We start from the raw sequence: 15,526 nt of genomic DNA, 5'->3' as shown, positions 1-15,526 counted from the left end.
TCTTTTTTAGACAAGGGGAACAGAACCCCGGCTACCGGGTGTTCTGGTTTACATAGCTTTTACGATTTATAGCCGCCTTTTTTCATCAGCATCAAATCGATAAATAACTGACACCTTGTATTAAAATCGTTCAGATCGATCGATGTCATATCCAATATCTGTTTAATTCGGTAGTTTAGTGTATTTTGGTGGATAAACAGCTGCTCTGCGGATGGTTTGACTTTACAGTTATTCACAAGATAAATCTCAAGGGTTCTTAAGAATTCGGTGTGGCTTTCTTTATCTTTTTCTTTCAGCAGCAGCAGAGCTGGGTTCACATATTGCAGATGGTCGTTTTTTGCGGCGATTTGGTCAAGATATCTGAAAAGGCCGAGCTTTTGGTATTCATAAGGAATGTGTTCCTGGCTTCCCGTGATTTCCGCTGCTTTTGTCACTTGCAGCGCCTCCCTGTAGCTTTTGCCGAGCGACAGCAGGCTGCTGTATTCATTGCCGACCCCGATAAAGATGAGGGGCAGCATTTGTGAGCGCAGATGGGTTAAAAGCCGGTTGATTAACTCCGAGGCCGCAGCCATAGCAGAACGCTTGCGCGACACACTGCCGACAATGATGGCGATGTTGGAATGATCCTCTAGGACATGGCTGATGTTGTCTTTCAGATTTAAATACGATCTGATCGTCTCCTTCAGATCATCGAGCAGTTCATCCTCCCCGTCAACGACTTGAAGCACCATGACGGTATACACGGCAGGCAGAACAACACCGGCCTTATCAGCGGCGGCTTTCAGCTCTTTCTCCGTCTGAAACTGGTCGTTTATCGCTTTTTTATAAAGCTCTTCCGCCTCTTCATCTTTCTCTTGCTTAAGTTGCTTTTTCTTGTAAATGATTTTTCCGACATGAAAGGAAGCTTTATATAAGAAATCAAGTTCTTCATCAGACAGATTGTCTTCAATCTCCTGTATCCAAATATAGCCCATGACTTCATCTTTATGTTTGGCGCTGACGACGACCCGCTGGTTTAGACCGATTTCTTCAATTTGATTTACCCGAAAAGGAGTCGGAATTGTTTTGAGTTGATCAATGATACCTTCCTCGACAAATTTTTCAAAAATCGACAGCGGACATTTTTTGGAAAAAATCGTTTGCTGGTTTGCTGCATCAAAATGGTTAATATAATAGGAGTTATAAGCCAATAAGAAAAAATCTGCGCTTTCCAGAATGACCGGTTTTTTCAACTCATCGCTGATAAAATCAATGATCTCGTTAATGTTTGAAAGAGAAACAACTTGTTCTAATAGCTCTTCCATATCCTTTCTCCTACTCGTTTTTAACTTAATCATACTTCTCCTTTACAATCTTGTATAGACTTATATCGGACTTTTTAGAAATTCAGGACGGCCCCTGCCGGTTGAGACAGAGGCGTCCTATAAAAAGAGAGACGGAGAATGGTTCACTCCATCTCCATCATCATCAAATCACTTTTTTATATTCATCAAATTCCTCCACAACCTGCTGATTCGGTTTTGAAGTCAGCAGACTGACGACAAATACAAACAATAAGCTTGCTGCAAAGCCTGGAATGATTTCGTACAGCACATCGGAAAGCCCGGCTTCAGCCCAAATGATAACGGTAAGTGCCCCGGCAACCATACCTGCAAGCGCTCCCCATTTTGTCATCCTCTTCCAATATAGGCTCAAAATGATCACGGGACCGAATGAAGCGCCGAAACCCGCCCAAGCGTAACTGACAAGTCCCAATATTGTGTTGTTTTTTGTCCATGCGAGACAAAGCCCGATAATAGAAACAGCTAGTACAGAAAGCCGGCCGATAAAGACGAGTTCTTTGTCAGAAGCAGAGCGTTTGAATAGTGTTTTATATAAGTCTTCCGTTAAAGAGCTTGAAGTGACAAGCAATTGAGAGGATATCGTACTCATAACAGCCGCTAAGATGGCTGAAATCAAAAACCCTGTGATCAGCGGATGAAACAGGATATTGCCCAATTGAATAAAAATGGTTTCCGGATCATCCAGTTGAAGCCCATTTTTTGAATAATACGCAAGTCCGATTAATCCGGTCAGCAATGCGCCTGCACTCGAGAAAATCATCCATCCCATGCCGATCCGGCGGGCTTTTTTTGTTTCTTTCACTGAGGATATAGCCATAAATCGCACGATAATATGAGGCTGTCCAAAGTAGCCGAGACCCCATGCAAATAAGGAGATGATGCTGAGGACGCTCGTTCCTTTAAAGATATTGAGAAGGTTCGGATCGATTGAACGAATTTCCGTAAAGGCTTCAGAAGGCCCTCCCGTCTGAATCACCGTCACGATTGGCACAAGGATTAAGGCGACGAACATAATGATGCCTTGGACAAAATCAGTCCAACTGACTGCCAAAAAGCCGCCAAAAAGCGTGTAGGCCACGACAACGCCTGAGATAACCCAGAGGCCTGTATGGTAATCCAAATCAAACATGCTGTTAAACAGCACGCCGCCGGAGACCATGCCCGATGATACATAAAATGTAAAAAAGGTAATAATGATGAGTCCTGAAAAAATTCGGAGAATCCTTGATTTGTCATGAAAGCGGTTTTCCAAAAATGCCGGAATTGTAATCGAATTGCCCGCTACTTCAGTGTAGGTTCTTAAACGGGGCGCTACAAAAAGCCAGTTTGCCCATGCGCCGAGTACAAGCCCGATGACGATCCATGAACCGCTCAAGCCTGTGGCAAACATCGCTCCCGGAAGACCCATCAGCAGCCAGCCGCTCATATCTGATGCACCTGCGCTAAGCGCTGTAACCGCGGGACCGAGTGTCCGTCCGCCAAGCATATAATCCGAAAGATTCGCTGTCCGTTTATATGCGTAATACCCGATAAAAAGCATACCAATCATATAAATGACGATCGAAATGACCAATTGTACGTTCTGAATAAGAATCCCCCCCAGGATGCCGTTTTATCTAAATTTTTAGATTAATTTTTCTTTTTTTGAAGGCAGCCTAAAAAGGCTGCCTTCACCCCCGTTTGACCCCTTTTTTAGAACATTTCGCTGATCGTTTTCGCCTGCATGTGGAGAGCCAGATAATCCGGTCCACCAGCTTTGGAATCCGTTCCAGACATTTTAAATCCGCCGAACGGATGGTAGCCGACGATCGCACCTGTACAGTTGCGGTTGAAATACAGATTCCCTACATGGAATTCTTGTTTTGCTCTGTTGATATAATCGCGGTTTTTGGTGATGACCGCGCCTGTCAATCCGTATTCAGTGTTGTTGGCCACTTCCAAAGCCTCATCAAAGCTGCTTACTTTTGAAAAGGCAACGACCGGTCCGAAAATTTCCTCCTGCATCAATCGCGCATTTGGATCTAAATCAGCAAAGATCGTCGGATCGATGAAATAGCCTTTTGAATCATCGCCTTTTCCTCCGCTGACCAATCGACCTTCCTGTTTTCCGATTTCGATATAGTCCATGATCTTGTTGAAGGAAGCCTGATCAATGACAGGGCCCATATAAACGTCCGAGCTGACAGGCTCTCCGACTTTCTTGGATTCTGTAATTTCAATGACGCGCTTCAAAACTTGGTCATACACTTTTTCATGAACGACAGCACGTGAACCTGCAGAACATTTTTGACCGGCAAAGCCAAATGCAGATGCGAAAATGGATTGCGCAGCCAATTCAACATCACAGTCTTCATCAACGACAACCGTATCTTTTCCGCCCATTTCCGCGATGACCTGTTTTAAGTGCATCTGGCCAGGCTGAACTTTCGCTGCCCGCTCAAAAATGCGCGTTCCGACTTCTCTTGAGCCTGTGAATGTGATGATGCTTGTTTTCGGATGATCCACAAGGTAGTCTCCGACTTCAGCGCCGCTTCCAGGGACAAAATTGACGACCCCTTTTGGAAGACCGCTTTCTTCGAGAATTTCAACAAACTTTGCCGCAATGACTGCCGCTGCGCTGGCCGGCTTCAGAACAACCGTGTTTCCCGTAACGATCGGGGCTACTGTTGTACCCGCCATAATGGCAAACAGGAAGTTCCATGGCGGAATAACAACCGTTACCCCAGTAGGTGTATACACATATTGATTTCGTTCGCCCTCACGGCTGTTGATAGGCTTTCCTTTTGCAAGCTCAATCATTTGCCGTGCATAATATTCCATAAAGTCGATTGCTTCTGCCGTATCTGCATCCGCTTCATTCCATGGTTTCCCGGCTTCCTTGACTAAAAGCGCCGAAAATTCATGTTTTTGGCGGCGAACTTTAGCTGCCGCACGGAATAAAACAGCCGCTCTTTCTTCAGGATCAGTATATCTCCATGTTTCAAACGCATTCGCTGCCGCTTGGATAGCCTTTTCAGCATGATCCTGGGTCGCTTTTGATACTGTGCCTACGACTTCTTCTTTGTTTGCAGGGTTGATCGACACAATCTTGTCTTCTGTTTCGAATCTTTCTCCATCGATAACAAGAGGATAGGATTGACCCAGCCATTCATTATTTACCGTTTCCAACGCCTTTTGAAATGCTGTCCTGTTTTCTTCGATCCCGAAATTTGTAAATGGTTCGTGTTTGTAAGGTGTTGTCATTCTAATCTCCCCTTTTTATCGTTTTATTTTTTGGTCATGCCTTTTAATGCAAATGCAATATTGGCAGGCCGCTCGGCAAGCCGTCTCATAAAGTATCCGTACCAGTCATCTCCGTAAGGAAGATAGACGCGCATATTATAGCCCTCTTTCGCTAATTCCAGCTGGGTTTTGTTGCGCATGCCGTACAGCATTTGAAATTCGAAACGGTCTTTGCCGATTTGATGCTGATCCGCAATTTCTTTTGTGAAATCAATCATCTTGTCGTCATGAGTTGCGATGGCTGTGTAATGGCCGCTCAGCAGCTGCTTTTTAATGAGCTTTTTATAATTCTCATCCACATCTTTTTTGTCCGGAAACGCCACGTTTGGCGATTCCTTATAAGCTCCCTTCACAAGACGGAAAAACGGATCATACTGATTTAGCTCCTCCAAATCCTGTTCAGTTCTGTATAGATAAGCCTGGAGAACGGTGCTGACATATTCATATCTCTGCCTGAACTCCTTAAACAAGTCAAGCGTCTTTTGACAGCGCACTTCATCCTCCATGTCAATCGTTACCATTACTTGATGCTGTTCAGCACATTCCAAAATGCTGTTCATGTTATCCCTTACAAGATCAAGGTCAATATCGAGCCCCAATGACGTCATCTTCAAGGAAACATGTGACTCAAGCTGTTCCTGTGCAATCAATTGAATGGCCCGAATGCATTCCTGTGTGCGTTCTCTTGCGACTTCTTTGCTGTCAACAAATTCGCCTAAATGATCAACAGTAACAGTCAACCCTTGCTCATTAAGCTTTCTGATAATCGGAATTGAAGCTTCAAAATCTTTTCCTCCGATAATTTTTCCAGTCGCTACAGAACTCCCCCAATTTCTCGCTAGGCGATTCAGGATGCTGCTTTTAGATAAGAATAGAAAAAAGTCTCTTGTTATCACTTCCATTATCACACCCCGCCATCTCATGAAATATTTCTTTATATTCTTAATTCTATAAGAGCCAAGGGTTGATTCACAATATTTCGAAAAAACAAAAAAGCTGACGATTTTTGTGTTTTTCCCACAACGTTTTACATCTGCTGGTATTTTATTAGAAACTTTTGGCCTAAAACATTGAAAGGTATACGACTATAGAATTAGGAGGAAACTTCGGTAAAGAATAGGATGCGTTTTCGAATGCCTTGAGCTTTTTTTGCTGTTCTAAAGCAGTATTTTCCTATTTAAGAAAAACAAAATTGAAAACGCTTTCTGTTATACTAAACCCTTTCCCCAAGAATGCAAAGAAAAAACCCTTTAAGAATTCTTAAAGGGAATATCATGTTATGCCCAAACCTCGTCTAGCGTTTCTCTAAACAGTCTGTCAAGCTCTGGCGTCAAATCTGCCTGATTGGTTTTAATTGCCTTTGCCGCCGGCTGCAGCCGCTCAAGTTCGTTGGCGATAAACTCGTGAAGCAAAGGATTTTGCGGCTCAAGATGAAACTCCTCTCCCATCTTTTTCAGCTCAAGCAAATGATGAATTTCAGTTTTTAGCGGTCCCTCATCAAGAAGCGCCTCAAGCAGCGTTTGAAACTCAATGGGCGGAACCGTATGCCGGCTTTCAATCCACTGGCATGCAAGAATCGGCCGGAGAACGTAAAAATATGTTTTAATCTTTACCTGCTCCCGCTGCAGGTAGTGGCGAAAGTTTCCCGAAGCCATGTTTAAATAATGATGCATGCAAGCGGCTGGTGAAAAAGCCCGAAACTTAAGCTGCCTCATTTTTTCTGCCAAAGAAAAAGCTTCATCATAGACCATTCCTGAAGAGAGCCATTCAAGCAGCGGGGGATTTGATTTACGGAACAGCCGTAAAGCCTTTGTCAATTCCCATCCGCTGATATCCAGCAAGTCATGAATCGGCAGTTCGATGACATCGCGCTTTGCGTCAATTGACAGGTACCAATCCTTTTGATGAACATAAATAAATCGGACGTCATAATCACTGTCCTGTGACGGAAATCCCCAAGCCCTGCTCCCGGATTCCACTGCATAAAGGATTTTCACATTATATGTTGATTCGATATTTTTCAGCTCTTGCCGAATACGCTGTTTCATGTTGAGATGCACCGCCAGTCTGTGTTTTCTATTAAACCATTATAAGGTCATAGCCAAGAGTAAGCGACATTTCTTACCATGCATTTATCTTGTTGAATCTATGAATTGTATGGCCTCATCAGCTATCACAAGCAGAGTAAACGTCATAAAAAAGCTTGCTGCTTCGCTGTCTTTGGCAGTAATGCTCAGTGATGATCCGCCCAGAGGCGGCTAAATGCCCTCAAACCAAACACGTACAAATCACAACCCGGCCAATACTGCCTGATGAAATCCTTTCCGGCGGGGCGAAAAATGGATCAGCAATCTCTGCAGCAGAGAACCGCATAGCGGCTGGAAAACTGATGATGCTCACCTGAGCTCTTATACTGTATCAAAAGGACAATCCTTCAAACAAGGCCAGAAGATCGGCGCTGCCGGACGGGCGGATCAGCCAATCTTCTGGCTTTCCGATCAAGCTTGGAGCACAAGGCGTCTATACGGGCCACATCCAAAAGCACCCGGAAAAGTGTATCAGCTTAAATGCCCGTTCAGAGCTGAAACATCCAGTAAAAGTGCCGGCTCTCTAAACCTCAGCCAAGTGAAATGGGAACCATTAACGGCACATATTGCGGCATAAAACAGCCGCCTTTCTTATACAAGTTCAATCGGGCAGATCGCGTCTTCATAAAAAAGACAATGACCAGATGATCATTGTCTTCCACATTATTCAGACGCATTCTTCAGCGCCTCTATATCGCTTTTAACAATGGTGCAACCGGTATTGATTCGTTCAATATCTCATTTACATCACTCAGACCAAGCTGCGCTAACTTCATCAAAAAACGTTTTTTCAATTGTTTAGAGGGGGTTAATCAAACGTTTGTTTAAGACTGATAAAGCTCTCCGCCCGGGTTCAGCGCGTCCACAATGCAGTCGGCGACTTCTTCGGCGGAAAGATTGTCTGTTTCAACTCTTAAATGGTGGAGGGCATAGATGCTCTTTCTTTCATTGAACAGCTGTTTCACTTGTTCAATTGAGCGGTTGTGAAGAATCGGTCTGTTTTCAAGCAGCAAATCGATCCGCTCTTTCCAATTCTCCCATGTTAAATCAAGGAAAATGACGAAGCAGTGTTCAAGGCATTTCTTTCTGATCTCCTCCTGCTGAAAAGAGCCGCCTCCGAGAGAGACGATTTTGCCCTTCGTATGTTCACACATATGAACAATATATTCTTTTTCCGTCTTCCGGAAAAACGCTTCCCCTTTTTGTGTAAACATCTCGGGAATGCTCATCTGAAAATCTCTTTCAATTTCTTGATCAATATCAATAAAGTCGCGGTACAGTTTTTCTGCCACCAGCTTGCCGATCGTCGTTTTGCCGACACCCATAAATCCGATCAGCACGATATTCTTTTCTCTCACAGGAATGGCTCTTTTGGCATTCATCTCTAGGCTTTACTCCTCCTTGTATAAAGGAATCAACAATTATATTTAGTATATGATAAATCTAATTTTAATGATATAGAAGTAGACAGGACAAAAATACAAAAGAGGCTGAGTCTAAAACAGCCTCTTTCCTTCATCTATTTCCACCAATCATCAAACATTGAAGCAGGCACTTGGCGTTTGTGCTCAGACACCCTATAGCGTTTTTCGATCGCCTCGGCCACCTCGCTGGAGACGGCTTTTCCTTCAAGGTAATCGTCGATGTTTTCATACGTCAAGCCGAGCTCTGTTTCATCAGCCTGCTGAGGTTTTTCATCAAGCAAATCGGCTGTCGGTGATTTCGTATAAAGCCGCTCAGGCGCGCCGAGCTCCTCAAGCAGGCTGCGGCCTTGGCGTTTTGTCAGCCCTGTCAGCGGCAAAAGATCGGCGCCTCCGTCTCCATACTTGGTGAAAAAGCCTGTAACAGCTTCTGCCGCATGATCGGTTCCGATTACCAATAACTGATGCTGTCCGCCTATTGCGTATTGTGCAATCATCCGCACCCGTGCTTTCACATTGCCTTTATGAAAATCGGCAAGCGTTTCTCCTGTAACAGACTTAAATTGCGAAACAAAAGCGCTGACCGTTGACGCAATGTCAAAGGCAAGCGACTTGTCCGGCTGAATAAACGTCAGCGCCAGCTGGGCATCATCCTCATCCTGCTGAACGCCGTGCGGCAGACGGACCGCCGTAAATTCAGCCTGAACCCCTTCAGCTCTCAATTCTTCCACAGCCAGCTGAGCAAGCCTGCCCGCAAGTGAAGAATCCTGTCCTCCGCTTATCCCTAAAACAAAGCCTTTAGCTCCGGTTTTTTTCAAATAGCTTTTTAAAAAGCCGACCCGCTTTTCTATTTCCTGTTTTGGATCGATAGAAGGCTTTACATTCAGTTCATTGATGATTTTTTCCTGCAAAGACATCTTCATTTCCTCCTTATGCCTGATGAACCGTTTCTTACTATGTATTAACTATAGCATATGTTTCGTTTTGAAGTGAATATCAACGCACGTCCCATGCCGCTTTCAGACTGCAGATACGCATAAAAATGAGAGCCCGCTGGCAAAATAACGATGACATCAGAGGGGTTGAAATTATGAAGCGACAAGCGAAAAAAGGAGATTTAAAATGGTGGCAGCTGTCATTAATCGGTATCGGCTGCACGATAGGAACAGGGTTTTTTCTAGGATCAAGCATTGCCATAAAAAAAAGCGGCTTTTCAGTTTTAGCCGCCTTTCTTCTTGCTGCCCTCGGAACTTTTCTCGTCTTTCAGCAACTGGCAAAGCTGACAGCCGACCACCCTGTTGAGGGGTCTTTTTGTTCCTATGCAAGGGAAGCGTTTGGGAACTGGGCCGGTTTTAGCAACGGCTGGGTCTACTGGTCATCTGAAATGCTGATTATCGGAAGCCAATTGACCGCGATCTCACTGTTTACGCGCCATTGGTTTGACCAGACCCCGCTGTGGGTGTTTGCATCGATTTATGCCATTCTCGGGTTGATCGTGATTTTCACCGGCCGCAGCAGCTTTGAAAAAACAGAAAACATATTGGCGGTCCTGAAAACGGCGGCCATTGTGATGTTTATCATTATCGCAATTCTGGCATTATGCGGCGTTCTCCCCGGGAAAACTCCCGATGCGCAGGTTCCCGACCGGATTCAGGAGCTGTTCCCTTTCGGCTTCATGGGATTATGGACGGGATTAATCTATACGTTTTACGCCTATGGCGGAATTGAAGTCATGGGGTTGATGGCGATTCATTTAAAAGATCCGAAAGACTCCGCGAAATCGGGCAGCCTGATGCTGATAACACTTGCTGCATTTTACGTCGTGTCGATCGGTCTGGCCATGCTGCTCGTTCCTCATGGGGCATTTACTGAACAAAACAGCCCGTTTATTACTTCATTAAAAGATTTTCATCTTGATTTGATCATGGACATTTTCAACGGGATTTTCATCATCGCCGGGTTTTCTACCTTGACCGCCTCCTTGTTTGCTGTCACAACATTGATGGGAACAATGGCGAAAAACGGTGATGCACCGGCGTGTTTTGCCAAAAAAGAAAAAGCAAAAGTGTCATGGCCGGCACTGGGACTGACAGTACTCGTTCTTGCTGTCTCCATCATTTTATCGCTTCTGCTTCCGAAAGCGCTTTACGAACACATGACAACCGCTGCCAGTCTGATGCTCCTTTACAATTGGATGTTTATCTTATTCTCAAGCAAAAAACTGACGAAACCGAAGCTAAAAGGAAATATTCAAATCACAACGGCGCTTGTTTTGATTTTATTTGCCGTTTCCGGTACGTTATTTGAAAAAAACAGCAGACCGGGCTTTTTTGTCAGCCTGCTGTTTCTCGCCATTATCGCACTTGTGACGCTGCTGATGAAAAAGAAATGGGCTGCTCAGCAAGAACAAAAGGAGCCATGATCCTTTGTCAGTCCGCTGGCTGCATCAGTTCATGAACTCCTTGGTAACCGAAATAACAGCCGAAAACGATTAATGTGAGCCCCGCGATCCATGTCGTCGCCTGAATCATTCTCGGACTTAAAAACGTTCTGAATGTCCCGGCCAGAAAAGACATCGCCAAATCCCACAAAAAAAGGCCGATTAAGATGCCTGAACTGCATATCAGGAGCTGATAGGATTCATAGGCTTCAATCGTCTTCGCCAGGATGCTGCCGTAAATGCCGAGCCAAAACATGATGCTGAGAGGGTTTGAAAGCGAGATCACCAGGCCGGAGAAGAAAGATTTACGGTACGCCTCCTTACCTTTATCCTCTCTCATGAGCGATACTTTCTTTGCCTTGACCAGACTCTCGATTCCTGTATAGGTTAAAACAAAAAAACCAAACAGCCATAAAAACGTTTTTAAAAATGGCGCCGTCAGAAACTGAGCGACCCCAAAATAAATCAGCGCCATATACAAGACATCAGCCGTAACAGCGCCGAGTCCAAAAAGCCAGGCGTGGAAAAAACCGCCTTTCATTCCTCTGTCAATCTGCGCCGCATTCACCGGACCGACCGGTGCGGCCAAAGACAGACCCAAAAAGACATAGCTGAGAAAAATGTTCAACACACCGCGTTCCCCCTTCGCGATAACTTGTACAAATGTATTCAAAAAGGGGCCCGGATAGAACAACCTGTTAGAAGACAGCTTCAGCAAAAAAGCCTTTTCCCGTTAGAGAAAAAGGCTTTTTCTTTATATTCCAAGTTTGGAGAGGACAAACGTCCAAATACATATGATAAGAAGCAGGATGAGACTGTATTTGACGGTTTGACTGAATAATTTTGATTCTTGTCCCGTCTCTTGAACGGCGGCTGTTGCTATCGCAATCGACTGCGGCGAGATCAGCTTGGCCATTACGCCGCCCGCGGTATTCGCGGCGAGCAGCAATGCGGAACTTGTCCCGATTTGGGCTCCGGTGACTGCCTGCAAATGGCCGAACAACGCGTTGTTGCTGACAACAGAACCGGTTATGAATACGCCGATCCAGCCCAATACGGGGCTGAAGAACGGAAAGATATCGCCGGCTTTTGCAAGCGCCAAGCCGATGGAAGAACTAAGTCCTGCATAGTTTGCCAAGTTGGCAAAGCCCATGACGAAGCAAATGGTGAGAATGGGAATCCATAATTCCCGGCCCGTTTCCTTCAAACAGGAGATGCCGCCGCGGAAATTGATGTTTCGGCTCAGCAGAATCGTGACGATCGCGGCGAGCAGAATGGCCGTTCCCGTTGCTGAAACCAAATCCAGTTTCAGCACGGCATCAAGCGGTGCCGCTTCAGGAGAAATCGGCGGTGTTTTCAACACTTCCTGATGAAGGAAAGGGATTTTGTATAAGATCGTTGTTTTCTGAAGCAAACCGCCTTCCTGAAAGAGCCCTTTAAAAGCCGGCAGGCTCCATAGGGCAATCACGCCTGTCAAGATATAAAACGGCGACCAGGCTTTGATGATGTCTGCTGCACTGTATCTCTCAGCCGACTCCTGTTCATTACCCGCTTCCCTGTATATATGGCGCGGCTGCCATTTTCTGAGGAACAGCGCCAAAGCGCCCATGCTGATTAAAGCAGCTAAAATGTCGGCAAGCTCCGGCCCAAGAGCAATCATTGTAAATGCCTGGACGGCCGTATAGCTTCCGCTCAAGACTAGAAGGGCCGGCAGCGTTTCTCTTATTCCTTTGAACCCGTCCAAAATGAAAACGAGCAGGAAAGGAACGGCAAAGGCGATGACCGGAAGCATCCAGGCCAATGTCCTGGAAAGTTCAAGCGGTGTCAAACCTCCCATTTGCGCCCCTGTAATAACAGGAATACCAATCGCTCCAAAAGCGCCGGAAGCCGCATTTGCGATTAAACAGAGGGACGCCGCTTTCAACGGTTTAAAACCAAGCTCGACAAGCAGAACGGCACTGATCGCTATCGGCACTCCGAAACCAGCCGCACCTTCCAAAAAGGCGTTAAAACTGAAACCGATAAGCAGCAGCTGAAGCCGCTGATCGGACGAAATACCGGCAATGCTCGCTCTGATCACTTTAAACTTCCCTGTTTTAACAGATATTTTATAGAGCCATACAGCCATCAGCACAATATATCCGATCGGCCACAGACCGTTTGCTATCCCCAGAAAAACAGCGGAGACAGCTTTAGCGGCCGGCATGTGAAAAAAGAACACGGATACGAGAAAGCTGACCGCAAGCGTTAAAAAGGCGGCAATAATTCCCTTCATTTTCAATACGGTCAGCGCAAGCAGAAAGAAAAGAATCGGCAGAATGGCGACAAAAGCACTAATAAATTCATTCCCAAACGGATCGTATATCTGCTGCCACATTGTCATCATCTCTCTATCTTTATAGTGTTCATTAGATTACGCTTTCGGTCCAAAATGCGGTTCTAAGATCTCTTTTAACACGCCTGCACTATGCTTGAACTGCTCTTTTTCTTTTTCATTCAGATCAAGCTCAATGATTTTCTTTGCTCCGTCTCGGCTGACGACTGCCGGAACTCCGATATAAACGTCTTCTTCGCCGAATTCGCCGTCAAGATGGGCGCTGACGGTTAAGATCGCTTCTTCGTTGCGGTAGATGGCTTTCGTGATACGCGCCAGGCTCATGGCAACGCCGTAATATGTCGCACCTTTTTTCTCGATAATGTGGTAAGCTGCGTTTTTCACATTGTCAAACAGTTCATCTAGATCTTCCTCTTTGCAGTTCTCATTCTTTTTCAGCAAATCGCTGACGGGTACTCCGCCGATATTCGCATGGCTCCAGACAGGCAGCTCCGTATCCCCGTGTTCACCGATGATATAGCCGTGCGCATTATGGGCAGCGACACCGAAGTATTCGCTGAGCAAGTAGCGGAAACGTGCAGTGTCAAGAGTCGTACCGCTTCCGATCACGCGCTCTTTCGGAAGGCCGCTGAACTTCCATGTGGCATAAGTGAGGATGTCGACCGGATTTGTAGCAACTAAGAAAATACCGTCAAATCCGCTGGCCATGACCTCTCCGATGATTCCTTTAAAAATCCTCAGATTTTTTTCGACTAAATCCAGGCGGGTTTCACCGGGCTTTTGGTTTGCTCCTGCGCAAACGCAGACAATATCGGCGTCCTTGCAATCTTCATACGTGCCGTACCAAGTTTTCACAGGATGCGGCGCAAATGCTTTCCCGTGGTTTAAGTCCATAACATCGCCCATTGCTTTGTCTTTATTTAAATCAATGATCACAAGTTCGTCTGTGATTCCTTGGTTAATTAACGTAAACGCATAACTGCTTCCAACAAATCCAGCACCGATTAAAACTGTACGATTGACTTTTTGGTTTGCCATTTTTCATCATCCTTTGCCGTTAGTTTTAATTCTAAGTTGTTTGTGAAGTATTTCACATTCATATTGTGCAATATTTCACATACTTTTTCAAGAGTTATGCATTTATATTTTTGTCTTTTTTGTGTCTCCACTTATTTCTTCCCTAAATTTGTGCATTTATTGGTAAAAATATACCTTATTGTTGTATAAAACAGCCAAAAATTATAAAATTCATCCATGGAAATCCATTAGGGAGAAAGAAGGGGAAATGGTAATGTCTCAGACGGTGAATGGTTTTATTAAAAACAGATCCTTTCTTGCGCTATGGCTCGGACAGGCTGTCTCAGAGCTTGGCGGCGCGATTGGAGCCCTTTCCAATTCTTTGCTTGTATATGAATTGACGGGTTCTAAGCTTGCCATGAGCAGTTTCTGGCTCGTTTATTTTATTCCCTCTCTTGCCTTGCAGCTGATCATCGGCCCTTTTATAGACCGATGGAGCAGAAAAAACATCATGCTGTTCTCCCAGCTGACACGGGCATTCGTATTTCTCTTCCCGATCTTAATGATTTTTTGCGGAAATCTTGAATTTTGGAACCTGCTGCTGCTGCAGGCGGTGATTGGGCTCATTCAGCCTCTCTATGCTCCGGCCGGCACGGCCATGATCCCGACCCTTGTGAAAGAGAAACAGCTCATACAAGCCAATGCTTATATCGATGGAACGCTGCGTCTCATGGGGTTTATCGCGCCTCCGATCGGGGGTTTTTTGGCCGCATGGCTAGGCCCGGAAGAAACGCTCGCTGCCGCTTCATTGTTTTTCTTTTTGAGCGCTGGCTTCCTTTTCACTCTTAAAGAAAAACGGCCGGAATACAAAGAAGAAAGACAAAGCTGGCTGGAGCAATTATCAGGGGGAATCCGGTATTTCTTTAGGCAGCGGCTGCTCGCCTGGCTCGGCATTTTTCTCGCCTTTGTCCAATTCGGCGTCGGCGTCACAATGGTTCTGAACGTCCCGTATATAGTAGATGAGCTTGGCGGCAGTGAACTGGACTATGGATATTTTATGGCTGCATTCCCGCTCGGCTATTTCGCTGGCTCGATGGCCGCCGGAAAGCTTGGCTGCTTGACAAGCCGGCGCCTGATGATGCTCGGCGCGCTGGCTGCCGGAGGGGTTTCCTACATTTTCTTAAGCTTTGCCTCGGCAATTTGGGCAGCCATTCTGATTGAAGCTGCCGCAGGGGTTTTTATTCCCTTTTTCAATGTTCACAATACATCCCTGTACCAAAAAAAGGTTCCCCGCCGCCTTTTGGGAAATATACTTTCCGTCCGCCTTTTCATCAACCGCGGTGCCATGATGATCGGCGTTTTAATTGGAGGAAGGTTCAGTGAAATATTCGGAATACGCCCGATGTTTTTCATGATCGGCGCAATCATTTGTATAGCAGGATGCCTCGGTATTCTCCTGCCTTACTTTAAATTCTTGAATGATGACTCATCACCTGCTCAACATTCCAAAACAGACACTGCGGTTTAATATTAATATTTTAAATATTCAATCTTTTAGTTTGTAAGTAAAGCTGACAAAAATACTGCCAACCCCATTTTAT

The 15,526-nt window shown here is 45.4% G+C and carries 13 protein-coding genes; 2 read left to right on the top strand and 11 right to left on the bottom strand.

Annotation, left to right across the window (positions count from 1 at the left end; translation table 11 throughout):
- Window positions 1-59 precede the first annotated feature (59 nt).
- The 8 genes from BTA30_RS01000 to nadE all read right to left on the bottom strand — a co-directional run bounded on the left by BTA30_RS01000 (window position 60) and on the right by nadE (window position 9,050).
- Window positions 60-1,304, bottom strand: a complete 1,245-nt coding sequence (locus BTA30_RS01000; protein WP_076758167.1) for a PucR family transcriptional regulator — start codon at window positions 1,302-1,304, stop codon at window positions 60-62.
- Window positions 1,305-1,467: 163 nt separating this feature from the next.
- Complete coding sequence (putP, locus tag BTA30_RS00995) at window positions 1,468-2,916, bottom strand: sodium/proline symporter PutP (RefSeq protein WP_076758165.1); 1,449 nt, start codon at window positions 2,914-2,916, stop codon at window positions 1,468-1,470.
- 119 nt (window positions 2,917-3,035) lie between these two features.
- Window positions 3,036-4,586, bottom strand: coding sequence for an L-glutamate gamma-semialdehyde dehydrogenase (gene pruA, locus BTA30_RS00990; protein ID WP_076758163.1), 1,551 nt, complete (start codon window positions 4,584-4,586; stop codon window positions 3,036-3,038).
- A 23-nt stretch (window positions 4,587-4,609) separates the two neighbouring features.
- Window positions 4,610-5,521 (bottom strand): proline dehydrogenase family protein, encoded by a 912-nt coding sequence (locus BTA30_RS00985; protein WP_192855973.1) that lies wholly within the window; start codon window positions 5,519-5,521, stop codon window positions 4,610-4,612.
- Between the two features lie 381 nt (window positions 5,522-5,902).
- Window positions 5,903-6,673 carry a nucleotidyltransferase domain-containing protein gene (locus BTA30_RS00980; protein WP_076758159.1) on the bottom strand — a complete coding sequence of 257 codons (771 nt, stop codon included), beginning with the start codon at window positions 6,671-6,673 and terminating at the stop codon, window positions 5,903-5,905.
- A 569-nt stretch (window positions 6,674-7,242) separates the two neighbouring features.
- Complete coding sequence (locus BTA30_RS23140; RefSeq protein ID WP_158027591.1) at window positions 7,243-7,389, bottom strand: hypothetical protein; 147 nt, start codon at window positions 7,387-7,389, stop codon at window positions 7,243-7,245.
- Window positions 7,390-7,536: 147 nt separating this feature from the next.
- Window positions 7,537-8,094: a shikimate kinase gene (locus BTA30_RS00975; RefSeq protein WP_076758157.1), complete on the bottom strand. Its 558-nt coding sequence runs from the start codon at window positions 8,092-8,094 to the stop codon at window positions 7,537-7,539.
- 137 nt (window positions 8,095-8,231) lie between these two features.
- A complete protein-coding gene (nadE, locus tag BTA30_RS00970) occupies window positions 8,232-9,050 on the bottom strand; it encodes an NAD(+) synthase (protein ID WP_076758155.1) in 819 nt (272 codons plus the stop codon).
- 173 nt (window positions 9,051-9,223) lie between these two features.
- Here nadE and BTA30_RS00965 point away from each other — a divergent pair, with 173 nt between their 5' ends.
- Window positions 9,224-10,555 carry an amino acid permease gene (locus BTA30_RS00965; protein WP_076758152.1) on the top strand — a complete coding sequence of 444 codons (1,332 nt, stop codon included), beginning with the start codon at window positions 9,224-9,226 and terminating at the stop codon, window positions 10,553-10,555.
- 7 nt (window positions 10,556-10,562) lie between these two features.
- Here BTA30_RS00965 and BTA30_RS00960 read toward each other — a convergent pair whose 3' ends face one another.
- The 3 genes from BTA30_RS00960 to BTA30_RS00950 form a co-directional block, all read right to left on the bottom strand.
- Window positions 10,563-11,201, bottom strand: a complete 639-nt coding sequence (locus tag BTA30_RS00960) for a LysE family translocator (protein ID WP_076758352.1) — start codon at window positions 11,199-11,201, stop codon at window positions 10,563-10,565.
- Between the two features lie 126 nt (window positions 11,202-11,327).
- Entirely contained in the window at window positions 11,328-12,950 is a 1,623-nt protein-coding gene (locus BTA30_RS00955) for an L-lactate permease (RefSeq protein ID WP_076758150.1), read from the bottom strand.
- A gap of 36 nt (window positions 12,951-12,986) precedes the next feature.
- Entirely contained in the window at window positions 12,987-13,946 is a 960-nt protein-coding gene (locus BTA30_RS00950) for an L-lactate dehydrogenase (protein ID WP_076758147.1), read from the bottom strand.
- Between the two features lie 265 nt (window positions 13,947-14,211).
- Between BTA30_RS00950 and BTA30_RS00945 the strand changes: the two genes are divergently transcribed.
- On the top strand, window positions 14,212-15,453 hold the full coding sequence (locus BTA30_RS00945) for an MFS transporter (RefSeq protein WP_239693616.1): 1,242 nt from the start codon (window positions 14,212-14,214) through the stop codon (window positions 15,451-15,453).
- The last annotated feature ends 73 nt before the right edge of the window (window positions 15,454-15,526 follow it).

Source organism: Bacillus swezeyi (assembly GCF_001969815.1).
GTDB lineage: Bacteria > Bacillota > Bacilli > Bacillales > Bacillaceae > Bacillus > Bacillus swezeyi.
This window is presented reverse-complemented; position numbering and strand designations above follow the sequence as displayed.

What these genes read in the sequence shown, in the direction of transcription:
- BTA30_RS01000 (WP_076758167.1), bottom strand. Translation starts at nt 1,304, where the DNA reads ATGGAAGAGCTATTAGAACAAGTTGTTTCTCTTTCAAACATTAACGAG.
- BTA30_RS23140 (WP_158027591.1), bottom strand. Translation starts at nt 7,389, where the DNA reads ATGCGTCTGAATAATGTGGAAGACAATGATCATCTGGTCATTGTCTTT.
- BTA30_RS00955 (WP_076758150.1), bottom strand. Translation starts at nt 12,950, where the DNA reads ATGTGGCAGCAGATATACGATCCGTTTGGGAATGAATTTATTAGTGCT.
- pruA (WP_076758163.1), bottom strand. Translation starts at nt 4,586, where the DNA reads ATGACAACACCTTACAAACACGAACCATTTACAAATTTCGGGATCGAA.
- BTA30_RS00965 (WP_076758152.1), top strand. Translation starts at nt 9,224, where the DNA reads ATGAAGCGACAAGCGAAAAAAGGAGATTTAAAATGGTGGCAGCTGTCA.
- BTA30_RS00980 (WP_076758159.1), bottom strand. Translation starts at nt 6,673, where the DNA reads ATGAAACAGCGTATTCGGCAAGAGCTGAAAAATATCGAATCAACATAT.
- BTA30_RS00950 (WP_076758147.1), bottom strand. Translation starts at nt 13,946, where the DNA reads ATGGCAAACCAAAAAGTCAATCGTACAGTTTTAATCGGTGCTGGATTT.
- BTA30_RS00975 (WP_076758157.1), bottom strand. Translation starts at nt 8,094, where the DNA reads ATGAATGCCAAAAGAGCCATTCCTGTGAGAGAAAAGAATATCGTGCTG.
- nadE (WP_076758155.1), bottom strand. Translation starts at nt 9,050, where the DNA reads ATGTCTTTGCAGGAAAAAATCATCAATGAACTGAATGTAAAGCCTTCT.